Source organism: Lysinibacillus sp. NPDC097162 (assembly GCF_044762185.1).
Classification (GTDB): Bacteria; Bacillota; Bacilli; order Bacillales_A; family Planococcaceae; genus Lysinibacillus.
In genome coordinates, this window is record NZ_JBIWDT010000008.1 from 97,925 (window position 1) to 122,792 (window position 24,868).

General features: G+C 36.4%; 21 protein-coding genes. 3 read left to right on the forward strand and 18 right to left on the reverse strand.

Annotation, left to right across the window (positions count from 1 at the left end; all coding sequences use genetic code 11):
- Position 1 precedes the first annotated feature (1 nt).
- The 6 genes from ACIQXW_RS22130 to ACIQXW_RS22155 form a co-directional block, all read right to left on the reverse strand.
- Positions 2-1,120 (reverse strand): Fe(3+) ABC transporter substrate-binding protein, encoded by a 1,119-nt coding sequence (locus ACIQXW_RS22130; RefSeq protein WP_401021879.1) that lies wholly within the window; start codon positions 1,118-1,120, stop codon positions 2-4.
- A gap of 183 nt (positions 1,121-1,303) precedes the next feature.
- Entirely contained in the window at positions 1,304-2,341 is a 1,038-nt protein-coding gene (locus ACIQXW_RS22135) for a Fe(3+) ABC transporter substrate-binding protein (protein ID WP_402765668.1), read from the reverse strand.
- A 19-nt stretch (positions 2,342-2,360) separates the two neighbouring features.
- Positions 2,361-3,806 carry a HAMP domain-containing sensor histidine kinase gene (locus tag ACIQXW_RS22140; protein ID WP_402765574.1) on the reverse strand — a complete coding sequence of 482 codons (1,446 nt, stop codon included), beginning with the start codon at positions 3,804-3,806 and terminating at the stop codon, positions 2,361-2,363.
- Complete coding sequence (locus ACIQXW_RS22145; protein ID WP_402765577.1) at positions 3,803-4,480, reverse strand: response regulator transcription factor; 678 nt, start codon at positions 4,478-4,480, stop codon at positions 3,803-3,805. The genes ACIQXW_RS22140 and ACIQXW_RS22145 overlap by 4 nt, the downstream gene beginning before the upstream one ends.
- 507 nt (positions 4,481-4,987) lie before the next feature.
- Positions 4,988-6,229, reverse strand: a complete 1,242-nt coding sequence (locus ACIQXW_RS22150; protein ID WP_402765580.1) for an MFS transporter — start codon at positions 6,227-6,229, stop codon at positions 4,988-4,990.
- 73 nt (positions 6,230-6,302) lie between these two features.
- Positions 6,303-7,220 (reverse strand): LysR family transcriptional regulator, encoded by a 918-nt coding sequence (locus ACIQXW_RS22155; protein ID WP_402765583.1) that lies wholly within the window; start codon positions 7,218-7,220, stop codon positions 6,303-6,305.
- A gap of 233 nt (positions 7,221-7,453) precedes the next feature.
- Here ACIQXW_RS22155 and ACIQXW_RS22160 point away from each other — a divergent pair, with 233 nt between their 5' ends.
- Positions 7,454-8,764, forward strand: a complete 1,311-nt coding sequence (locus ACIQXW_RS22160) for a GntP family permease (protein ID WP_402765586.1) — start codon at positions 7,454-7,456, stop codon at positions 8,762-8,764.
- Positions 8,765-8,829: 65 nt separating this feature from the next.
- Entirely contained in the window at positions 8,830-9,585 is a 756-nt protein-coding gene (locus ACIQXW_RS22165) for a 3-hydroxybutyrate dehydrogenase (RefSeq protein WP_401021889.1), read from the forward strand.
- A 30-nt stretch (positions 9,586-9,615) separates the two neighbouring features.
- On the opposite strand, the gene nikE is transcribed toward ACIQXW_RS22165, so the two are convergent.
- The 11 genes from nikE to ACIQXW_RS22220 all read right to left on the reverse strand — a co-directional run bounded on the left by nikE (position 9,616) and on the right by ACIQXW_RS22220 (position 23,041).
- Positions 9,616-10,437 (reverse strand): nickel import ATP-binding protein NikE, encoded by an 822-nt coding sequence (gene nikE / locus ACIQXW_RS22170; protein WP_340822264.1) that lies wholly within the window; start codon positions 10,435-10,437, stop codon positions 9,616-9,618.
- A gap of 32 nt (positions 10,438-10,469) precedes the next feature.
- Positions 10,470-11,288 (reverse strand): nickel import ATP-binding protein NikD, encoded by an 819-nt coding sequence (gene nikD / locus ACIQXW_RS22175; protein ID WP_340822263.1) that lies wholly within the window; start codon positions 11,286-11,288, stop codon positions 10,470-10,472.
- A 15-nt stretch (positions 11,289-11,303) separates the two neighbouring features.
- On the reverse strand, positions 11,304-12,137 hold the full coding sequence (gene nikC, locus ACIQXW_RS22180) for a nickel ABC transporter permease subunit NikC (protein ID WP_402765591.1): 834 nt from the start codon (positions 12,135-12,137) through the stop codon (positions 11,304-11,306).
- Positions 12,134-13,078: a nickel ABC transporter permease subunit NikB gene (gene nikB, locus ACIQXW_RS22185; RefSeq protein ID WP_401021893.1), complete on the reverse strand. Its 945-nt coding sequence runs from the start codon at positions 13,076-13,078 to the stop codon at positions 12,134-12,136. Before nikB ends, nikC begins: the two co-directional genes overlap by 4 nt.
- Before the next feature lie 17 nt (positions 13,079-13,095).
- The gene (nikA, locus tag ACIQXW_RS22190; protein WP_401021896.1) at positions 13,096-14,727 is read right to left on the reverse strand and encodes a nickel ABC transporter substrate-binding protein; all 1,632 of its coding nucleotides are present in this window, start codon (positions 14,725-14,727) and stop codon (positions 13,096-13,098) included.
- 136 nt (positions 14,728-14,863) lie between these two features.
- Positions 14,864-15,817 (reverse strand): tRNA dihydrouridine synthase, encoded by a 954-nt coding sequence (locus tag ACIQXW_RS22195; RefSeq protein ID WP_402765671.1) that lies wholly within the window; start codon positions 15,815-15,817, stop codon positions 14,864-14,866.
- Between the two features lie 444 nt (positions 15,818-16,261).
- Entirely contained in the window at positions 16,262-18,208 is a 1,947-nt protein-coding gene (ltaS, locus tag ACIQXW_RS22200; protein ID WP_402765595.1) for a lipoteichoic acid synthase, read from the reverse strand.
- Between the two features lie 484 nt (positions 18,209-18,692).
- Positions 18,693-19,538: a methyl-accepting chemotaxis protein gene (locus ACIQXW_RS22205; RefSeq protein WP_401021900.1), complete on the reverse strand. Its 846-nt coding sequence runs from the start codon at positions 19,536-19,538 to the stop codon at positions 18,693-18,695.
- Positions 19,539-19,558: 20 nt separating this feature from the next.
- Complete coding sequence (gene yfmT / locus ACIQXW_RS22210; RefSeq protein WP_402765598.1) at positions 19,559-21,013, reverse strand: benzaldehyde dehydrogenase; 1,455 nt, start codon at positions 21,011-21,013, stop codon at positions 19,559-19,561.
- Between the two features lie 457 nt (positions 21,014-21,470).
- Entirely contained in the window at positions 21,471-22,253 is a 783-nt protein-coding gene (locus ACIQXW_RS22215) for an SDR family oxidoreductase (RefSeq protein ID WP_402765601.1), read from the reverse strand.
- 17 nt (positions 22,254-22,270) lie between these two features.
- Positions 22,271-23,041 carry an SDR family NAD(P)-dependent oxidoreductase gene (locus ACIQXW_RS22220; RefSeq protein WP_401021907.1) on the reverse strand — a complete coding sequence of 257 codons (771 nt, stop codon included), beginning with the start codon at positions 23,039-23,041 and terminating at the stop codon, positions 22,271-22,273.
- 140 nt (positions 23,042-23,181) lie between these two features.
- On the opposite strand from ACIQXW_RS22220, the gene ACIQXW_RS22225 reads away from it, so the two are divergent.
- The gene (locus ACIQXW_RS22225) at positions 23,182-23,775 is read left to right on the forward strand and encodes a TetR/AcrR family transcriptional regulator (RefSeq protein ID WP_340822254.1); all 594 of its coding nucleotides are present in this window, start codon (positions 23,182-23,184) and stop codon (positions 23,773-23,775) included.
- A 100-nt stretch (positions 23,776-23,875) separates the two neighbouring features.
- On the opposite strand, the gene ACIQXW_RS22230 is transcribed toward ACIQXW_RS22225, so the two are convergent.
- A complete protein-coding gene (locus ACIQXW_RS22230; protein ID WP_402765605.1) occupies positions 23,876-24,859 on the reverse strand; it encodes a bile acid:sodium symporter family protein in 984 nt (327 codons plus the stop codon).
- Between the last annotated feature and the right edge of the window lie 9 nt (positions 24,860-24,868).

A 24,868-nucleotide genomic window follows, 5' to 3' on the forward strand; every position in this document is an offset into this window, starting at 1 on the left:
TTTACTTCCAACCAACTTTATTGGCGATTTCCACAGCTTTTGGATTTAACTCACCATACTTTGCAAAGTCAACGTTTTGGTGCTTGAACTTGCCCCAACTTTCTAGAAGCCCTGGAAGCGTTGCTTGACTGTTTACTGGAAACTCATAGTTGGCATGAGAAATTTTTGTTTGAGCTTCTGCCGCAGTTAAAAACTCTAATAGTTTTAAAGCATTTTCCTTGTTTTTGCTATGTTTAACAAGTCCGGCGCCGCTAATATTAATATGTGTTCCTGTCGTTTGCTGGTTCGGGAAAAATACGCCGATATTCTCAGCAACCTTGACCTCCTCAGCATCATCAGAAGAAGACATATGTCCAACATAATAAGTATTCAAAATCGCGACATCACCTACACCAGAAACGATTGCTTTGGCTTGATCGCGATCACCGCCCTCTGGCTCACGTGCAAAATTCGATACAAGACCAGCCGCCCAAGCCTCTGCTTCTTTTTCTCCCATAACATCAATAAAGGAAGCAAGCATCGATTGGTTATATAGGTTTGTTGAAGATCTTACAACTACTTTTCCTTTCCACTTATCAGTTGCTAAATCCTCGTAAGTCGAAAGCTGGCTAGGATCAACGCGGTCTTTTGCATAGACGATAACACGCGCTCGTGTAGATAATGCAATCCAATGATTTTCTTTGTCACGCAAATCACTAGGAACTTGTTTATCCAATTCGTCTGACACAATTGGTTGTAGAATCCCCTCAGTTTTAGCTGAATTTAGAATACCACCGTCTACAGTTATGAACAGATCAGCTGGTGTACTAGCTCCTTCACGCTTCATGCGTTCAATCAACTCTGGTGCTTTTCCTTCCACCACGTTTACTTTAATGCCCGTTTGCTCTGTGAATTGATCGTATAGCTCCTTATCCACATCATAATGACGAGCTGTATAAATATTAACTTCACCGCCCGATTTGCTAGACTCTGTATTATTTGCATTGGAAGCCTCCGCCGTTTTTGCTGATGAAGATTCCTTGGCACTACTTTGGCTAGAACTGTTTGCACTACATCCAGCCAGCACAAAAACAAGTACAAGTACAAATGTTAAAAACGTTGAACTGTATTTGTTGTACATCTTATTTCCTCCCTAAATTATTTTCAGCAATTGATAATAACATTCATTCTCATTTATCCTGAAAAAAAATAACCTTCAAGTCATAAATGAAAATTATTATCTATACTGTCTATAATTTAGTTTAGCAACTGAAAATGAGAAAACGCTGAGAAAGGAAAAATTTTTTCACTTTCAAATATCTCTTTATTGCCAGCCTACATTTTCAAAAATTTCCGTTGCATTGTTGTGTAATCTTCCTAGACTTGCAACATCAATCGGTTGCCTTTTGAAGTTTTGCCAATCTTTTAATAGTGTAGGCATCGTTGATTCTGGGTTCACTGGAAATTCAAAGCTTCCTTGTACTAACAAAGTTTGTCCCTCTTTGCTCGTCAAAAATTCAGCAAATTTAATGGCGTTTTCTTTATTTGGGGCATTCTTGGCCAAGCCAATTCCACTAATATTTACATGAGTACCTGTCGTCAGTTGATTCGGAAAAAACACCCCTAGTTTTTCAGCAATTTCCCGCTCTTCTGGATCGTTCGAGTTCAACATCTGACCAATATAATATGTGTTCATAATGGCGACATCTCCAACCTTTGCTACAATTGCCTTCGCTTGAGATTTGTCCCCGCCTTCTGGTTCACGGGCAAAATTTCGCACAATTCCTTGTGCCCATTTTTCTGCCTGCTGTTCCCCATGCAGTTCAATAAACGAAGCCAACAAGGATTGATTGTATAAGCTTGAGGAAGATCGGACCAATACTTTGCCCTTCCATCGCTCGTTTGTCAAATCTTCATATGTAGACAACTCTTCCATCCTTACACGGTCTTTTGCATAAACAATAACCCTAGCACGAGTAGCAATTCCAAACCAGTAATACTCTTTGTCACGCCACTCCATAGGTACATTTCGTAGCAAAGTTTCCGTTTTTATTTTTTGCAGAACGTCTTGTTGCTTTGCGAATTCCAGTGCCCCTCCATCAACTGTTAACAATATGTCAGCAGATGAAGTTTCCCCTTCTTTTTTCATACGTTCTACAAGCTCCTCCGCTGTTCCCTTCACTTCATTGACATGAATGCCTGTACGCTTCGTAAATTCTTGAAACAACATACTGTCAACATAATAGTGTCTAGTTGTAAATACATTAACAACCTGTCGACTGTCTTCAGATTCCGCTTGTCGTGTCAAGCTACTAAGCGAACAACCCGTATTGATGAGCAGAATCCCCCCTGACAATAGCATGGCTATTCTTTTAACTAGCTTATTCACTTGGTTCAGCCTCCCTTTTTTTAAAACGAAGATGACATGTAAACGAAACTGTTACGGTCGTCCCTAAAGATTCCTTGCTTTGGATTGTTATTTGACCGTTGTACTGTTCTATTAACCGTTTAGCAATGGCAAGCCCTAGACCAGTTCCTCCCTGCTTGCGACTTCTTGTTTTATCCACCCGATAAAAACGCTCCATTACAAAAGGCAAATCTTTCTCTGGTATACCAATTCCACGATCAGTTACTTCAATGAACGCCTTATCATGTCTAACATAGCCTGCAATACGTATGGCAGAACCAATTTCTGAATATTTCACCGCATTGTCCAGCAATATCATTAAAATTTGTTCCAAATGACTATCAGAAACCATCATCTCTCGTTCCTCAAAACCTTCAAAAGACGTTTCAAATGTGTAATTGGGATGTAGTTGTTCACATTTTCCGACTGTCTTTAATATAGCTTGATCTGCTTGGAAAACTACTTCTTCACTAAAGTTTCCATCCCTCTCTGCACTAGTAAGAAGGAGCAGATCCTGAACGAGCGATTTCATACGAGTAAGTTCATGGTAGGAAATATTTAAAGATTCCTCCATCACTGCAGGATTATGCTTCCCCCAACGAAGTAGTAAGGACAAATGTCCATCGATAATCGCAATAGGTGTTCTTAATTCGTGTGAAGCATCCTCGACAAATTGGCTTTGTTGATGAAAAGACTGTTCAACTTGATCCATCATCTTATTAAACATTTTCATTAAGATGGCAATTTCATCATTACTTTTCGGAACTTCCATCCTTTCCTGTAGCCCTTTCCGCCCGACATTTTGTATCGTCGTTGCCATCGACTGCAATGGCTTTAACAATTGTTGGGCAAGCAAGCCACCACCCAAACCGCTTAAAATAACTGCCCCTAATCCAGATAAAACAAAGACGCGTAAAATATCTTCAGTAAATTGCTTAAATTGATCTATGTTTTTTACAATCTCGACGGTTCCTTTAAAAGAATGAATCGTGATGGGGCTTCTCATGATTAAAAAAGAATGATCTGCATAATCTGTAATAACGATTTCTGTTAAAGCGCTTTGCTTTGGAGGAATCCATTCTTCTGGGATACCATCAGATACTGAGATAATCTTGTTATTTTGCTTATTAATAATACGTATTAATTGCCCTTTTTGATTTTTTTTATTTAAATCATTTCGTATTTGAGGCAATTCGGTTTCAGCAAATTCAACTTCCTTCTCTAGCAATTCATTCAGAACGTCATTCATTTGTTGACGTATATGTACTTTCTCTTGACCAATCATCCATTTTTCCACAAATATATATTGAACGCTATTATAAGCAATGAAAAGCAACAAAATAAAAAAAGCAGACCATAAAGTAAGCTTCCATTTAATCGGCATTGATGATAACCATCGTTTACGATTTTGTTGTATCATTGTTTCATCACGTAGCCCATTCCACGAACCGTTTGAATATAGCTTGCTTGTCCAGGTTGGTCAATTTTATTACGTAAATACCTAATATACACATCTACAACATTCGTATCGACGACTGTCTCAAAGCCCCATACTTTATCGAGGAGCGTTTCACGGTCCATTACCCGATTAATATTTTGCATAAGCGCTACTAATAAATCAAATTCACCCTTCGTTAGTCCAATTTCAACATCTCCTCGTTTAACAACTCTCAGATCTAGATTGACAGATAAATCTTGAAACGTAAGAAGTGCTTGGCTTGTAGCAGCACTTTCCTCTAGCCTTCTAAAAATAACTCTCATGCGCGCCTGAAGCTCCTCAATGGCAAATGGCTTTGGTATATAATCATCAGCTCCACAATCGAGACCCGAGACTTTATCCTTAATGCTATCCCTTGCCGTCAGCATGATGACAGGTGTTTTTTTCAATGCGCGAATTCTCCTACATACTTCTAATCCATCTAGCTGTGGAAGCATAAGGTCTAGTAAAATAAGGTCCCATTCCTCGGAAAGCGCAAGATGTAGCCCCGTCACACCATCATAAGCCAAAACAACATCATACCCTTCACGCTGGAGCTCCAATTCTACAAAACGTGAAAGATGCTGCTCGTCTTCTATGAATAGAATACGTTTCATTCCACTCAACTCTCCTTAATGCCTTTTTAAATTACTATTTTATGAGTCTAGTATAGCTTATCAAAAGCTAATTGAGAATCAATTGAGAATAAAAGTGCCAGTCACTAAAACAATTCTGAATTGTTTTAGTGACTGGCACTGCAATTACTTCTTCTTCGCTCCATTAATCATGACAATAATGAAGACTAATAAAAGAATAAGTAATCCACCTATAATTACGTATCCGACCATACTAGTTATACCCAAAACGTTGTTGCTCCTTCCCATACGTAAAGTGGAACAAAATCTTTCCGATAATAATGAAATTGTTAAAATTCCACTTTAGTTTACCTATTTAAAATAACCTTCTACTTCTATTTCTTCAACTAAACTGCTCTATTACTATAATAAATTCAACCACTACAACTTTATTTTTATTCACATTAATTTCATTTTTCCCGATAATGGCGAAATATAACCTTCTACTTATGCTTGTGGAAGAAGATTTCACTTTTGAAGTCCTATTTCTCAACGCTTTTCTTGAAAGAGCAACACACCAAACAAACCAATGATGGAGAAGATAACTGGGGCAAAAAAACCATAGTAGTAGCCATCGCCTAAATTACCTGAAGTAGATTGAAAATAATCCAATAAATATCCGAAAATAATCGGTAGTAAGACAGCACTTAGAAAACCACCTGTATTTGCAAACCCCGAAACTACCCCAGCTTCATTTAACGGGAATGATTGTCGTACAGCAGCAAAAGTTAAAGCACTTGCACCGTAGCCAAATCCAATAATAAAAAATAATAACATTAATAAGAATAAAGATGGATGCCCATTGAATAAAAGAAACGAACACCAACCGAGTAAGACGATCATATGAACGGCAATATATGGTCTTTTTATTGTTTCTAACCTACTTGAAATCCAACTAATTAAAGGAGCTCCAATAAGTGCCCCAATAAGACCTACCATAATGAATTGACTTGCATCCAAACGTGTCATGTCATACATATTCATCCCATATGGTACAGCCCAAGAGCTAATAAATCCCACATAGCCTCCTACTACACCAAAATGACAAAAGAATAGCGCCCACGCTTGGGGATGTGAAAATATTCGTTTCACTAAGACGAATGGTTTTTCGCGTTGTCCTTCTGCTGTGACAACTACTTGCTCATCCTTAAACAGTGTTTTCGGCTTTTTTACAAGGACAAAATAAAGAACAACACCACAAAAACATAATAATAACCCCGCTGAAAAAAATGCCGCTCTCCAACCAAGTAAATCTATCCATTCGGAAAAAGGGACTGTCGCCAATAAAAAACCAAGACTCCCAGTCATACCTGCTAAGCCAATTAACCGAACAAATTCCTTTCGATAAAACCATTGAGCTAAAATGAGCACCATATTAACCCATATGGTCGCATCCCCTACCCCAGTAAGTATTCTTGAAAAGAACAACACAAATTCATGTGTACCAAAACTATAAATGATTGTGCCTAAACCTGTAAGCGTCGCACCAATAATTAAGAAAAAGTTCGGACCATAACGATCAGCCAAAATCCCCATTGGAATTTGCAAACTTGTGTATACAAAAAATTGTATACTCGTTAACAAGCCAATCGTTGCTGCTGTGACATGAAAATCCCGCATCAATTGCTCTGTAATTAATCCAGGTGCTGTTCGTTGACTCGCCATTAACAAATAAGTAAATAACACAACAACAAATACAATCCATCTGTATTTGCTATTTTGTTTGTCCATTAATATCTACTCCTATTGGCTTTTACTAAAATATATGAAAAGGTGCCAGTCACTAAAACAATTCAGAATTGTTTTAGTGACTGGCACCATATTTTTCTTTCGTGAATTGTAAAAATGCCGAAGCTGCAGGAGATAAGACACTATCCTTTTTGTAACTAATGACAACATTGTTTTTATAGGTGGGATTTCCTAATGTATAAAAATTCGATTCAAAGTTCAGGTGATCACGTGTAATGACACATTCGGGTATTATAGTCATACCTACCCCGCTGTTCGCTAATCTAAATGCATTTTCTATATTATTTGTTTCCAACACAATATTAGGTTTTATGTTGTACCGTTCAAAAATTTGATCCGTTAATCGGCGCAATCCAAGCCCTGGGTTTAGTAGCACAAACTTTTCTTTGTTTAAACTCGAAGGTTGAAAAGGTATATGAGTTGCTGTCTTAATATTTTTTTGATAGTAAGCGTGACCTGGTGGCACTACTAAATATATATCTTCTTCATAAAGACTTTCATAAACAAGCTCTGTATTCGTAATAGGTAACATATTGATACAAATATCAATTTTATTTTGAAGTACTAATGCTTCCATCTCATTGGCCGATGCTTCTTCAAGTTCAATTTCTATACCAGGATACTTTCTCATGAAATGCGGAAGAAATTTATAAAGTGTATGGGAAGCTAAAATTGGGTTAATGCCAATAATTAGTCGGCCCTTTTTTAAATTTGTTATCGATTCAATTTCACGTTCTAATCTCTCGTATGTTTTCTTTATATCTATCATATAAGAGACGTATAATTCGCCTGCATAAGTTAGTGTCAAAGGTGTTACTTGGCGATTAATTAATTCTACACCAAGCTTCTCCTCTAGATTTTTAAAAAACTTACTTAAATAGGGCTGCGAAACAAACAGTGCACTTGCTGCTTGGGATATATTCCCGTATTCTTCAATGGCCTGTAAATAGGCTAGTGATAAATCTTCCTTCATATATATTAACTCCTCAATTCCATGTATAAATATCACCTTATTATAGAATATATGCGACATTAATAGAATTTTTATGTATTTAGTAAAATATAAATTGCATTTTTTATGAATGATAACCATTTTGTTATAGACATGATAATAGAAATAGTATTATAAAATCCGACATATTTACGACATAATAAAACTGTCAAATAGCTGAAAATTGACACTAGAAAATGTGGAGGACAAATAGTATGGGTACATTAGGAATTATTGTTGCAATCTTTTTTGTCGTATTTTTGGCAATGAGAGGTTACAGCATTGTATTTATAGCGCCTGTAGCTTCAATTATTGTCATCGTAACAAATGGTATGAACTTTTTTCCATCGTTAATTGGAAATGAAGCTTCCTATATGACAGGACTTACAGGGTTTATCATTAATTTTTTTGCAGTATTTTTATTAGGTGCTATTTTAGCACAGTATATCGAAAAGAGTGGTGCAGCTCAATCCATTGCTCAAAAAGTATTATCAATTACTGGAACAGAGAAACCATTTTCTGTATTAATCGCAATTTTCGTTATTAGTGCCATTTTAACTTTCGGTGGTATTAGCTTATTCGTGGTACTGTTCGTAATTATTCCATTAGCAAAACCATTATTTAAACAGTTAAACATTTCATGGAACCTTATTGTTATTCCTGTATTTTTAGGAATCGGTACATTTACTATGACAATGTTGCCAGGTACACCTTCTATACAAAACGTTGTACCAACAAATTATTTAGGCACTACTGTAACCGCTGCACCTTTAATAGGAATTATCGCAACCATTGTCGCGATTGTTGTTGGTGTTTGGTATATGAAAAGCGCTCTAAATAAAAGTTTAGCTAAAAATGAAAAATTTGAAGCGAGTGAAGATAAAGATAATCAAACCGTCTTAAAAGAAAATATCCCCCCTTTCTTCTTAAGTATTTTACCGATTTTAGTACTAATCCTGATTATCTTTGTTGGTAGTGCACTCAAAGTACCAAACATTGTCTTAATGGGTTTAGGTGCAGGCGTTGTTGTCTCTGCAATTGGTTTTCACAAATATATTCCATCACATAAGCAGGCGCTTAGCCTTGGAGCCAATGGAGCCATTAATCCAATCTTCTTTACGGCAGCTTCAGTAGCATTTGGTGTGGTCATTACATTAGCACCTGGTTTCAAAGTAATCTCTAATTTAATTTTAGGGATTCCTGGGAACCCACTGATTAGTTTAACGATTGCTTCAAGTGCGCTTGGTGCAATTACTGGCTCAGCATCTGGCGGTCTAGGTATTGCAATGGAAGCGTTCGCACAATCGTACTTAGCTATGGGTGTAAATCCAGAAGCAATGCATCGTATATCAGCAATTGCATCAGCAGTGTTTACAGGTTTACCACATTCCGGTGCCATTCTATCAACATTTGCTTTAACTGGATTAACTCATGAAAAGGCTTTTAAATATTCATTTTTAAGTATGACATTACCAAATTTATTAGCATTAATCGCAGCTTTAATCGTTGGCGTTTTATTCTATTAATGGTTTGGAGAAGATGAGAGTTCTTCTCCAATTATAAAAATATTAATAAAGGTAGGAGATATATGATGAATAAAGAACGTACAGTTATTATTACAGGTGCAGCTCAAGGAATTGGATATGCAATTGCTCAGGAATTCATTGCCAATGGTGACTATGTAGCAATATTCGATATTAACGAAGAAGCAGCCGTTAATGCAGCTTTACAATTAGGCAATGCTAAAGGCTACCGTGTAGACGTAACATCAGAAGAAAATGTAAAGACAGCTATGGATGCTGTAATTTCTGAACGTGGGTCTGTAGAGGTTGTTATAAACAATGCAGGTATTCAATTTATTTCAAAGGTTGAAGACTTCCCAGTAGAAAAATGGGATTTAGTAAATGGCATTATTTTAAAAGGGACATTCCTAATGACAAAACATGCACTTCCCAACATGAAACAAAATGGCTATGGCCGTATTATTAACATTGTATCTGCACACGGTCGTATCCCTGATGCATACAAATCCGCTTATTGCGCTGCTAAAGCTGGACAAGTTGGATTTACTAAAGTCGTGGCATTAGAAAATGCAACTAGTGGTATTACTTGTAATGCAATTGAGCCTGGCCCAGTTCGTACAGAATTAATCGAAAAGCAATTACCCGTATTAGCAGAAAAAGACGGTACTTCTGTAGAAGAGGCATTAAATCACCACATCCTGGGCAAACAATGGATGAAACGTTTACTTGAGCCATCTGAAATAGCAAAAACTGCAGTATTTTTAGCATCAGAAGGTGCGGCTGCAATCACAGGGGAAGCAATCCCTGTAACTGGTGGTATGTAAGAAAAGTAGAGTGCCAGTCACTAAAACAATTCAGAATTGTTTTAGTGACTGGCACCTTTGTTGTGGATGCTCAGGCAACATAGAGTCTATCATTTTCTTTACAACAGGATGTTCTGATGCAAAAAATTGCCTTTTTGAATTGTATAAATTGACTAATTCTCCTCTTTCTATTACACCTAATGTATCACTAATCGCGCAGGCTGCTTTAATATCATGTGTAATAAAAAAATAAGATAATCCAAAGTCTTTTTTTAGATCTCTTAGTAACCCTAAAATAAGGGTTTGATTCACCATATCTAGACTACTAACAGATTCGTCTAAAACAATAAGCTTTGGCTTAAGTGAAATTGCCCTTGCTATATTGATACGTTGCAATTGGCCACCACTAAATTGATGCGGATATTTTTTCAAGTCCTTTTCACTGAGCCCTACCCTTTCCAATAATTCAATAACAACGCGCCTTTGTTCAGCTATTGTCAGCTTTTCATAATTTTCTAGTGGTTCTGCAATAATCCGTTCGGCAGTCATTCGAGGGTTAACGGACGAGTAAGAATCTTGAAAAACAGCTTGCAAATTACGGCGAATTTTTTGACGAGTATGCTTATCTACTGTATAAATATCATGCCCTTGAAACAGAACTTGTCCATGCTGTGGTCGTTCCAAACCAAGAATCACTTTTCCTAACGTACTTTTACCAGCTCCACTCGTACCGAGTATTCCTAAGCAGTTTCCTTCCTCAATCGAAAGAGAGATACTAGAAAGCACTTTTTTAGGACGATTGTGCCTTTTAAAAAAGCTTCGGAAGCCAAATCCGTAGCTATGAGTTACTTCATTAACTTGCAATAAACTCATTTGTTCACCCCCGCTAACATGACTATCATCACTCAATTTATATATTCTTCTATGTGTAATATTGAACGTGCATTTAATAGCCTCTTCGTATAATCAGACTGTGGCTCATTAAATAATTGAAAGACATCTGCTTGTTCGACTATTTTGCCGTTTTGCATAACTACTACTTCATCAGCCATTTCTGAAATGACACCTAAATCATGAGAAATTAATAAAATGGCTGAGCCATATTCAGAACGTATTTGATCTAAGTGATGTAACACCTTCTTCTGATTGTTTACATCAAGTGCAGTTGTTGGTTCATCTGCAATAATAACAGCTGGATGTAAGCATGCTGCAGTAGCAATCATAACCCTTTGAAGCATACCTCCACTTAATTGAAAAGGATACTGTTTTAAAAGATTAACTGGATTAGGTAAGTTCACATGTTGCAAAGCCTCGATGGCAAGCTCTCTAGCTTGTTTTTTATTCCACTGTGTATGAGAGCGTATTGTTTCTATCAGTTGGTGTCCTATCGTAAAAACAGGTGTAAAAGCATTCATCGGGTTTTGCATAATAAACGCTATATCCTTACCACGTATTTTTCGCATTTCTTTCTCAGCTAAGCCATTCAATTCTCTTCCTTGTAGTGCTACGCTACCTATAGTAGTTGTTGTCTTCTTATCTAAAAGTTGAAGAATAGACATACTAGTAATAGTTTTACCGCTTCCACTTTCCCCAACAAGTCCAAGTATCCTCCCACGATTTAATTCAAAATTAATATCTCGAACGAGGATAGCATCGCCATTTTGGGATTTAACTTTGACATATAAATTTTTAACATCTAATACCTTCCTCTGTTCAATTTCCAATCTTCTCATTCCTTTTTAAAATCTTCGTTTGATACCGTAACGTTCTGCTAAAGCTTCGCCTAATAGATTGAAAGTAATAATCACAAGCATAATGCTCAAGCCTGGATAAAGCATTAATTCTGGATTTGTCCGAATATATGCTTTTCCTTCATGAATCATCGCCCCCCATTCTGGTATAGGGGGTTGTACCCCAAAGCCTAAGAACGACAGTGCCGATATATCGATGATAGCCCAGCCGATTTCTAATGTACCAATTACCACAAGGGGTGGAAGAACATTAGGAATAATATGCTTTTTAATTATTTTTCGTTGTGAAGAGCCACTAATTTTCGCAGCGGCAATAAAGTTCTGCTCCTTCAGACTAAGAACCATGCCTCGGAATATTCTGGCGTAATAAACCCATTGCACAAGCATTAGCGCTAAAATAACTTGTGGAAGCCCTGGACCGAATATGCCAACTAAGCCAAGAATAAGAATCAGATTCGGAAATGCCAAAATACCATCGCATAATCTCATCAACATATAATCGATCCATCCACCTTTATATCCCGAAAAGGTTCCTATAATTAAACCAATAACTAATGAAGAAATAAAAATAAGCATAGCAAACCCCAATGAAATGCGCGCGCCATATAATATCCGTGACAAGTTACATCTTCCTAAATGGTCTGTCCCTAATGGGAACTGCCAAGATGGAGACTTCAGCTTATATGCTAAATTAACAGCAACAGGATCATTTGGTGCTATCCAAGGAGCAAAGATTGCGATGACAAAAAGAACAGCTAAAATGATTGAACAAATGGTAATCGCTTTCTGATGTTTCAACAATGTACGTATTCTTATTCTCATTGAAGACGCCCTTCTTTCCTTGAAATACGGGGGTCGATATACATTTGAATAAGGTCTACGATTAAATTGCTAATAATAAATAAACAAGCTGCAATTAATACATAGCACTGAATGATAGGTATATCACGGTTTAAGATAGCTTCAATAAAATAGCGACCAAACCCTGGCCAAGAAAAGACCGTTTCAACGATAATTGCTCCCGTTAGAAGTTTTCCAAGATTTATCCCTAGTCCAGTAATCATTGGAGAAATCGCAATCCTTAATACATGCTTTGCCATAATAATTGTTTCTTTTATTCCTCTCGTCCGGGCAAATAATACATAAGGCTCTTGTATATTTTCTAACACACTTGCACGCAACAGCCTTGTATACGTAGCCACTAAAGGAACAGCTAATGTAATGGAGGGCAGAACAAGATGCTGCCATGTCCCAATACCCTCCACTGGAAATAGATTAAGTTTGACAGAAAAGAAAAAAATCAATATATAACCTAGCCAAAAAGAAGGAATCGATGCTCCCATATACGAGAGTAAGCGACTAGTATAATCAATCAAGCTGTTTTTCTTCACTCCGGCTAAGAACCCAAGAGGAACACTGAACACCACCGCTATTAATAAACTTCCTAGAGCTAGCTGAATAGTGGCCGGTATTTTAGATGTAACCTCTTCCCAAACAGGCTTTTTAGAAACATACGAGTTACCAAAATCAAGCTGAATTATTTTAATAATAGAGTTTATATACTGTTTTAAAAATGGTTGATCTAAACCAAATTCTTGTCTTTTTTGAGCTAATATTTCATCTGTTGGTTGAATATGAGCCGCTGCTAAATACGCCTCAGCTGGATCCACCGGCGAAAGGTGGATCATTCCAGATGTAAGAAGTGTAGCCAAAAGAAAAACTGGAATAATCGACGTAATTCTTTTTAGTATATAAGTACCCATCAAATCCCCCTAGCTCACTATTTAATGCTTATTCCTGTGAATGGGTGCTCGTCTCGATTAGCAGGGAATGTGAAGTCAGAGACGTTCTTTTGATAGACCGCTGTCTGGCTTAAATAGGAAATAGGAACAAGAGCTCCTTGATCTTGTAGAGATGATAATATCGATGCGTATAATTGTTGACGCTCTTTTTCATCTGTAGTTTTAGGAACTTCTGTCATTTGTTTAAGCAATTCATCTTTGTTCGGATAAGCAGATATTGCTTCACTAAATCCAAAACCTTCTGTTGCTACAATATTAATAAATGTATGCGGATCATAAGGAGCACCATAGTTACTAAAGAAATTAATAGCAAAGTTATTATCTTTAAATCTTTGAATTTGTTCTGCCAATTCTAGCGGAACAATATTTAATTTCACCCCAATAGCAGCCCATTCTGATTGCAGTGTTTCCGCCATTACTTTTTGAATAGTTTCAGCTGAATTGTACATTAATTCCACTGCGAGCTGCTCTCCATCTTTTTCACGAACCGTTTTCCCCTCTGGAAGTATCCAGCCTGCTTCATCTAATAAAGACTTTGCCTTTTCGACATCATATTGAATCGACTTCACTTCAATTTTGGATGTATACGGGAAATTTGTTGATAAAATACGATCTGCTACTTTTTCTAAACCTGAGCTAATTCCTTCGACCATTAATTCTTTATTAAATCCATAATGTAAAGCCTGGCGCACACGCTCATCAGACAGTTGTTCTTGCTTTGTATTCATGACAAGTAACCTCGTCGCAACTGGCTCTGAAATACTAGTGTTATATTTACCAGTCGATTGTAATTGTAAGAAGGAATCTAAACTTATAGCCCCTTCACCGAAAATTAAATCTACTTCACCTTTTTCAAAGGCTAGTACCCTTGTTTCTGTATCAGGAATGACTTTCACCATTATTTTCTCCACTTTCGGCTTATCACCCCAATAATTGTCGTTCCGTTTGTACAGTGCATATTCATCAACCTTATGTTCTTCCAAAATCCAAGGGCCAGTACCAATCGCTTGCTCGACACCTTTTGAAGTATCAGAATCATTAGGGAATCCAGCCTCACCTAAAAAACGAACAGGCCGAACGACAGCTAACTCTTGAATCGTTGGATAATACGGCTCGGTTAATGTTATTTGAAACGTATTTTCATCCTTTACGTCCGTATGCTCTATTTTAGAAAGAAAACCCAGCCAACTATGTAATTGGAGATTGTTCATGATCGTATCAAAATTCTTTTTAACAATTTCCGCGTTAAAACTTGATCCATCAGAAAACTTTACGTCTTTACGAAGATGAAATGTATAAACTTTTCCATCTTCAGAAACTTCCCACGACTCAGCAAGGTGCGGTTTTAACTCACCCCCGCTTTGATAGCTTACTAAAGGTTCGTAAACCATCGACTGAGCAAATAATTGTGTAGGGTTATAAACATGTGGATTCATTTCACCTACATCTCTTGGCCATGCCATAGTTAGTATATTTTTTGCCTCTTCGCTCTCAGCCGTTGTTGGTGTAGCCTCTTCATCAGACTTTGTACAACCAAATAATACTGTTGATAGCAACAAAATAAACAAAGACGTTAAAAAAACTCCCGATTTATTCATTGCACAAAGCATTACAATTACCTCCTTGATTGATATTGATAATCATTATCAATTATATAATAAAAACTTGATTTTTTTTTGTCAAGAAAAAAAAAGTGCCAGTCACTCAAACAATTCAAAATTGTTTGAGTGACTGGCACACATCTTTTTATTCAAATCTATCTAGCAATGCACGTACTTCATCTGTTGTTTTTGTATTCATCAATTGATTTCTTAATTCACCTGCTCCGCGGAATCCTTTAACATAAATTTTGAAAAAGCGATGAAGTGCTGTAACTGAACGTGGCAACTCCTCTGCATATTTATCTTGAAGATCAAGCTGTAATCTTAAAAGATCTAAATATTCCTTACTACTATGTTCTTTCGGCTCTTTTTCAAAGGCAAACGGATTTTTAAAAATACCTCGACCAATCATAACCCCATCAACACCATATTGTTCAACAAGCTTCATGCCAGTTTCACGATCAGGAATGTCCCCATTGATTGTTAACAGCGTATTAGGTGCAATTTCATCTCGTAATTTCTTAATATCCGGAATTAGCTCCCAGTGTGCTTCTACTTGGCTCATTTCCTTTCTCGTACGTAGGTGGATAGAAAGGTTTGCGATATCCTGCTTTAAAATATGTGTTAGCCATTCTTTCCACTCATCTACTTCAGTGTAACCAAGTCTTGTTTTAACACTTACAGGCAGACCGCCCGCTTTAGCTGCTTGTATTAGCTCCGCAGCAACTTCTGGGCGTAAAATTAGACCGCTACCCTTTCCTCTCGTTGCCACATTCGGTACAGGACAGCCCATGTTAATATCTATGCCTTTAAAGCCTAGCTCTGCCATTCCAACACTCATTTGACGGAAATATTCAGGATTGTCTCCCCATATATGTGCAACCATTGGCTGTTCGTCTTCAGTGAAAAGTAGACGTCCTCGCACACTTTTCTGTCCCTCTGGGTGACAGTAGCTATCCGAGTTTGTAAACTCCGTGAAAAATACATCTGGTCTACCTGCTTTACTTACTACATGACGAAAAACAACATCTGTCACATCTTCCATAGGTGCAAGTACAAAAAACGGTCGCGGTAAATCCCGCCAAAAATTATCTGTCATCTCTACTTCAAATCCTCTCATGATGGGATACATTAGTAAATTCTGCTCCCTAAAATGCTTCTACTTTTGCACATTTGTGCCATGTTTAATACCTAAAACGTGCCCGAACAAAGGGCAAAATGTTAGGTTCAAGTAGTTAAGTCATTATTATAGTATAACCTAGCTTTTTTAATTTATCTTCACACAGATTCATCTTTAACTAGATTTTCATTTTGATTTATTTTTGATACTTAGAAATAAAAGCAGATGGCCAATTAGAAATGCATGTTTGCACTTTTAAACCGTCTGCTTTTTATGCTTTCACGAAAATTAAAATAGGAAGAGCCTGTGTGTATTCATATAAAAAAAGGCAATTCAAGTAGACGGGAAGATATCCTAAAGCAGTCTTATTATAAACGCTTTGATATCCGACACATCTTCTTGAACTGCCCTCTTAACTAGTAATTATTTAGATTCTACACTCTCATCTTTGCTGTAGTTATACTTAGATGGATCTACGGGCGTGAATCCTGTTGGCGTATAAAATCTCAATAAGTCACCATTCACTACTTTGTCAGATAACCCTAACTTAAAGTCTACTTCTTTTTTCATAGCTTTCGCTGACTCTAATTGACTATCATCTAATAGTAAACCTGTTTTGTTATCGTAATATTTTTCATTAATTGAATAAATCGAAGGACTAACAAAATCACCATTTCTAAATGGTACAATTTCATTGTGCTCTTCTGATAATAAATCGGAACCGAATTGAACATAGTTTTGCGTTTCAATTCCTAGTAAATGTAATAACGTTGGAAGAAGGTCTGTTTGACCACCATAAGTATGGTTAGTTTCACCTTGCATTCCTGGAACATGAATAAACAGTGGTACGCGTTGTAAATTAGCACTTTCATATGGTGTAATTTCTTTACCCATAACTTGTTCCATCGCCGCATTATGATTATCTGAAATACCATAATGGTCCCCATAAAGAACAATCATCGTATTATCATATAAGCCTGATTCTTTTAGTTGATTGAACATCTGCTCGATTGCTTCATCTGCATAACGTGCAGTTTGGAAATAATTATCTACACTTGCATCTCCAGTAGTAGCTTTATCGATTGTTACTAAGTCTTGATTCATTTTATATGGATAGTGATTCCCTACCGTAATTAACTTTGTATAAAACGGTTGTGGTAAAGAACTTAAAAGACTTTGAGATTGTTCAAAGAATGGTTTATCTAATAAACCATATTCAGCCATGTTATCTGAAGAGGCTGTGTCATAATAACTAGCATCATAAAACTTATCGAATCCAAATGATTTATAAATGACATTTCGGTTCCAGAAGCTTCCGTTGTTGCCATGGAAGACAGCTGAAGTATAACCATAATTTTTTAAAATACTTGGTGCTGCTTGGTACGTATTTTGTGCTTTCGTAATATAAGCAGAACCTTGTGGTAATCCGAATAAAGAGTTTTCTAACATAAATTCTGCATCAGATGTTTTACCTTGTCCTGTTTGGTGGAAGAAATTATCAAAATACAATGTATTTTGATCTTTTGCTAATGAATTTAAAAATGGCGTAACTTCTTCACCATTTAATTTATAGTCGATAAGGAAGTTTTGGAATGATTCTAAATGTAAATAGACAACATTCATTCCTTTTGCCGCCCCAAAATATTTTGGATTAGGGTTGGCATAGTTAGATTTTGTATAGTTAATTACTTCTGTAATATCACTACTATCCGCCAATGCTCTTTCTGAAGATGCTTTCATCGTTTCTACTGTGTCATAAATAGTATAGTTATACATTCCTAAATATTTCACAATATAGTTTCTATCAAAACCTCGAGATAAAAGTTGCGGACGACTAGTTTCAGCTAATCCTAAGTTTACGATTGATATTGCTAAGGCAAATGCAATAATTGCAAATGCTTTCTTATATCCAAAACGATTTGTTTCTTTTTCTATTTTTCTTGAGAAACGTAGGTAAATCATGACAAGTACATCGACAAAGAATAAAATGTCATAAGGTTTTAATAAAGATAGAATACTACCACCTAAATCGCCAAAGTTCTGTGTTTGGAAAATTGTTGGTAATGTAATGAAATCACTAAAAAATCTGTAATATACAACATTTGCATATAAAAGAATAGACATAAGCGTGTAAATTACAACGAGTGATGTATATTTTTTCTTTCCTCTAAATAAAAATGAGAACCCTAGGAATAGCATTGCTGAACCTAGTGGATTTAATAGTAAAAGGAAATGTTGAAGTGCTCCTTCTACACCTAAATCAAACTGTGCTGTTTGAGCGATGTATGTTTTAACCCATAACATTAAAACAGCTAATATATAAATCCCTAAAAATTTGTTTAATAAGTTTTTACTTACTAGATTTTTCATTTTTGCACCTACCTATTACTTATTTAAAAATATATCTAGATTAGAATATAAGTATAAATTTCGGAAAATTATTACTTCACTATAGCTTTTTTTCGGCGGCTAATGTATAATACTCCCGTTTTTACACTTCTGTCAAGTTGTAGACGATATTGCAAGAGAAATAGTTTCGTTTCTCTCTATTACTGGAATCCTTGCCATAAAAACACCCCGCAAACGTTAGTTTTTACTAACATTTGCAGGGATAAATTTTCCTTCTTATCTCGTTTAAATTCAATTATTCCACAGCCTTATACTATGTGTTGGTAGTTTCAGTTGGTCAAACTTCTGCTATAGTAAAACTGAGCTTTTTTTATCATCAAATAATTTTTCTACGGGTAATTTCATTTTTCATAATTCAAATATTAAACAGCAGCATATGGGATAATGAAAAAAAGATTAAAGACACGCTCTTCTTGAGCACATCTTTAATCTTTAAAATTTCTCTCTATTTTTTTTCCTTATCGTATAAAATCTCTTCAGCAAATTGTGCTAATTGTTGAGCTTTCAAGCTTATTTCTTGAATCGTTGAAGAAAACTCGTAGATTGAACCCGATTGCGTATCTGTTAATGTGTTGACTTCTGCAAATGATTGATTTAACACTTTTAGAAGCTGTTGAATATTTTTTGTAATATGATTAATTTGATCTGCATTTTGCTTCGAATTTGTAGCAAGCTTACGTATTTCATCGGCCACTACTGCAAATCCTTTACCCTGTTCGCCTGCACGTGCAGCCTCAATTGCCGCATTTAAACCTAATAAATTACTCTGATCTGAAATCCCTTTTACTACAGAAGAAATCTGACCAATTTCCTCCGCACTTGAACTCACATCTTTCATTGAAGAGGTCATATCTTTCACGCGGTCGGATAAATTGCCTACTGAGCCACTAATTTCTTCAATAGAAGCGGCCGTTTGCTCTACAATCGCAGAGAAACTTTCAGCCATTTCAAATAGTTTATGAGCTTTTTCCAAACTTGTTCCAATACCTACCCCACCAATTACTTTCCCAGTACTATCGTGAAGCGGGATAGCTCTTGCAACAAGTGGGAAGCCGAATAATTCTTTCGGTATAACTGCTGATAAAGATTTATTCGCTTTAATCGCATTTGTGATGACATCACCTTCAACAAGTGGATCCCCTGGCGTAACATTTAAAGAGAATGTCTTCGCTGGAATATTAATGATTAGTTTCTCAGTATCGTAAATGCCTACCGTAATATCGTCCTGAATAAGCCCGTTTAACAAAGGAGCTACTTTAATAAACGCACTAATTACATCTGCTTCTTGCATATTTTCCGACCCCTTTGTCCTTAATAAGGTAAAATTCTTTTGCTATAGTTTACAGAAATCCATTTTAAAGTTGTAAACTCCTCAAGGCTCCATTCTCCGTTTAAGCGACCGATACCTGATTGTTTTTCGCCACCAAATGCAACATTTGGTTCATCATTAATTGTTAAATCATTTACATGAATCATACCTGTATGTACTTTCTTAGCCATTTCTACACCACGTTCAAGGTTAGCCGTATGAATTGCACCGCTTAATCCAAAACGAGTATCATTTGCGATTTGAATAGCTTCTTCTTCCGTTTCGAATGGAATAACACAAACAACTGGGCCAAATAGCTCTTCTTGTGCCACACTCATGTCTGTTGTTACATCTGCTAAAATCGTTGGCTCTACCATTCTACCTTTAATATTACCTTTAATAACGGCTTTCGCACCTTCAGCAATGCCTTTTTCAATCATTGCTTCTAGGTTAGCTGCTTGGCGATCATTAATGACTGGGCCAATGATTGTTTCAGGATCTCTTGGATCACCAACTTTCAGTGAAGAAACTTTCGCTACATACTTGTCAAGGAACTCATTGTAGATCGATTTCTGCACTAAAATGCGGTTTGCTGACATACAAATTTGCCCTTGGTGTGTGAATCGACTAAATGTCGCAGCACCAACTGCGTACTCCATATCTGCATCTTCTAATACGATAAATGCACTATTGCCACCTAACTCTAATAATGGCTTTTTGAAATTTTTAATCGCTACTTGACCAATATAACTTCCTACCTTTGTTGAGCCTGTGAAGGAAATAATTCTTGGAATTGGATGCTCAACAAATGCATCCCCGATTTCATTAATATCCGTTACAACAACATTCATTAATCCTTTTGGTACACCAGCTTCTTCAAAAATCTTTCCAATTAATGTTCCACCTGTAATAGGTGTATCTTCATGAGGCTTTAATACAACAGCGTTCCCAGCACCTAATGCAGGTGCTACAGATTTCATCGATAAAAAGAATGGGAAGTTAAATGGACTAATGACGCCAACAACGCCTGCTGGAATACGATAAAGTCTGTTTTCTACATCATCGATTGTTGAAGGTAAAATCTTACCTTCCATACGAATTGGGAATGTTGCAGCCTCTTTAATAATATTCTTAACAAGACCAATTTCAAAAGCAGCCTTTAATCTTGTCCCACCTAATTCATCCATAATAATCGATGTAATGGCCTCTTCGTTTTCCTCAATATATTTCACTGCATTTTCAAGAATATCACGCTTTTTATATGGGTTTACTTTGTCCCATTCTTGCTTCGCTTGTTGCGCGGCTTGATATGCATAATCAATATCAGAAACGTTTGCTAATTTAAATTCTGTTATGACTTCATCTGAATAGGGATTAATGTCATGTAAAAGGCTAATACTTTGTCCTTCTCTCCATTCCCCACCTATAAATTGATTTCCTAAATTTTTAATATCCATTTTATAACCTCCAAGTTTAATCGACGTGTGTAATACAAATATCGACAAATATTTAGAAAAATTTATAAAATAACAAAAATTTTGTAGGTTTTTCTTTCTAATTACAGCTTACTCATATTATGCTTTGTCCCTATTTTTAAAATTCCACATCTACAAAAAGGACCTTATCGTTTTAAATTTTTTTCTTTATATAATCTGTTTTACTCATTACATTTGACCCAAAGTCCTCAAATTGGTAATGAAAGGCGCTCCTTACTCATCTTACCGATAGCCCAAAATAGCTCCGTCTCAGTACATACGGCGAATATCTGACTATCTGTATTTATTGTTAGTTAGCATTTATTTCAGTATTTCGATGCATCGCTAAAACAATTTTAAAAAGAGAAAGGTGAAATTGAACGTAGTCAATTTCACCTTTCTTACTATTGGAGATTGCTATCGTAGCTCTCCAGCATTATTAGTATTTATATGATTGTCCACCATCGATTGGTACAACAACACCATTTATGAAGTCTGCTTGGTTAGAAAGTAAGAAGGCAACTAAGTAACCAACCTCTGCTGGTTTACCGAAACGGCGCATTGGGTTTGGTTTTACGAATTCTTTACCTACTTCTTCCCAATTATCTCCACCAATTTGACGTAAAGAGCCCTCTACCATCGGCGTCATTATGGCACCGGGTGCGATTGCTTTAATAGAAACACCAAATTGTCCATATTCAATTGCTGAGTTACGTGTTAATCCGACTACACCATGTTTAGATGCTGCATAGCCTGATTGATTTCCAACACCACGAATACCACCTACAGATGCTGTATTGACAATTGAACCTGACCCTTGTTCTTTCATTACTTTTAAGACGTATTTCATCCCGTAAAATACGCCATTTAAGTTAATAGACACAACTTTTTGGAACTCATCAATACCAAAGTCTTCTGTTAAATTTTGTTTTCCTTCAATGCCTGCATTGTTAAAGAAACCGTCAATTTTGCCGAACTTTTCAACAGTCGCATCTACAAAACCTTTGACAGCATTTTCATCTGCTACGTTTGCTGCAATTAATAACAGTTCAGCCTGTGGTGAAATGGCTAACACTTTTTCTTCTGTTTCTTTTAAACCCGCTTCATTCAAGTCGACTAATACTAGTTTAGCACCTTCTTCTGCTAATTGAAGTGTTGCTGCTTGTCCAAGACCAGATCCAGCACCTGTTACAATGACTACTTTCTCTTCAAAACGTTTCATATTATATTCCTCCATTATTAAATATTATATAGTGACCCATCTACTGTGTAGGATGAAGAACTTACATAAGAAGCTTCATCTGATAGTAAAAACGCAATGACATTGGCTACTTCATTTGGTTCACCATAGCGCTTCATTGGCACTGCATCTTGATATGCAGATTGCGCTGCTTCGGCGGCACCTGGTGCAACTTTTGCCTCAATTTGACGCATCATTTGTGTATTAATAACACCAGGATTGACTGTATTCACTCGTACATTATATGGAGCAGCTTCTAATGCAGCTACTTTATTAATGCCCATTAGAGCATGTTTTGACGAATTGTATAGCATCATATTTGGCGAACCAATTAATCCAGCAACAGAAGCTGTATTGACAATTGAACCTGCTTTTTGCTGTTTCATAATGGGCATGACATATTTTAAACCGTAGAAAGCACCTTTTACGTTAATGCTATATACGAAATCGAAATCTTGTTCAGTAATTTCTTCTAAAATTTTTGCTGGACCTTCTACCCCTGCGTTATTTGCAAATCCATCAATGCGACCAAATTTTGATACAGTTTGATCAACATAATTTTTTACTTCTGCCTCTTTAGAAACATCTGCCTTTAAAGTCAGTACGCGATCCTCACTTAAGTTAAGCTCCTCTGCAACCGCTTTCACAGCAGCTTCATTTAAATCTACTAGCGTTAACTTAGCTCCTTCACCTGCAAGCTTGCGAGCAATCTCTTTACCGATACCTCCTGCAGCACCTGTAATAATGACAACTTTGTTTTCAAATCTCATTTTTTGTACCTCCCCTAAAGATTGTTGTTACATTTATAGTTTAATCCGTTTCATTTTCTGTAAGCCATCCTTAATATTTGCTATAATGTCGAAGAAACCAACACTTTTTATCAATCTGTCTAATGTAGGAGATAAATTTGATGAAATCTAATTCCAATCAAGCTTTACGTACAAAGCATTTCTTAAAAAAGGCATTTATTGATATGGTCCATAAAAAGGGATTTAGTGCTGTTACAGTGAAGGATATTGTAGATTATGCTCAATATAATCGGACAACCTTTTATGTGTACTATCAAAATATAGATGATCTTGTGGAAGAGTTAATGGAAGAAATGTTTGAAGCTATCCAATATAACAGCATGTCTAAGTATGTAAGTAATAGTCGTGTGAAAGTACAAGAGTTGACTACCCATTCCTTTGAATTGCTGTATTACATTTACGATCACCGTGATTACTTCACATTATTATTGTTAGAAGATACGTTACCTCGTATCCATCAGCAACTACCTGAAGCGATTTTTAATTTGCTCAAAGATAAATTTGATATTCATTACGGCGTGTCGGTTGTTGATGATCATTCCCAAAAGCGCTATATGGCTTATGGGACAGCCGGTTTGATTTTGGACTGGATTGCACAAGATTTTGATGCGACACCTGGTGAAATGACAGAGCGTCTCAATCGAATTTTCAACACTTTTGCAAGAGGCTTTATTATAAAAGAAATCGATACTTAATAAACAAAAGAACGAATTCCACCGTCCGGAATTCGTTCTTTTAATTATTATTAAGCTAACTTCACCACGCAATATGGAAACGAACACTTTAATTTTACTTTTAAATATGTGTTCCTACGTTGCTTTCCTGTATGTTTTTGCTAAGATGCGTCTCTACGTTCTCCGTTTTTTTCGACCAATACGTGGCTAAAATTGGACCTGAAATATTATGCCATACAGCACCAAGAACACTCGGTAAGGCAGCTAACGGACCAAAATGGGCAGTCGCTAACGCCACCCCAAGACCAGAGTTTTGCATACCTACTTCAATTGAAATAGCTCTTCGATTACTTTCATTTAGTCCTAACACAAGCGCTGTTAAATAGCCCAGCAGCAAACCGAATGCATTATGAAGCATTACTGCCGTAAAAATAATAAATCCAGCTGAAGCAATGCTATCAACATTTCCGGCAACAACCGCAGAGACAATAATAATAATAGCAACTACTGAGATTAGAGGAATGACGTTGATGCTTTTTTCTACAACTTGAGGAGCAAATCTTCTTATAACAATACCTAGAATAATAGGCAAAATAATTACTTGAATAATTGAAGTAAACATTGCGATTGGATCTACAGGCATCCATTTACCTGCAAGTAATAGTAGAATTAATGGTGTTGCAATTGGGGCTAGTAACGTCGAAAAAGATGTCATTGTAATTGACAACGGTACATTACCTTTAGCTAAATACACCATAACGTTTGAAGCAGTACCCCCTGGAACAGAACCGAGAAGGACTAGCCCCGCAGCTAATTCCGCTGGTAAGTTCATAATGTAAGCAATTAAAAAAGCTGTCAGTGGCATAATAATATATTGAGCACATACACCAATGATGACTGGCAATGGATTCGTTAAAATCAATTTGAAATCAACCGCTTTTAACGTTAGCCCCATACCAAACATAACGATGCCTAGCAAAATCGTAATATATCCTCCAAATATTAAAAATGGATCAGGAACTATAAAGGCAATAACAGCTATACAGATAACCCATACGGCAAAGTATTTTCCCGCTATCGTACTAATGGCTTCTAAAATTTTCATATTTCCACT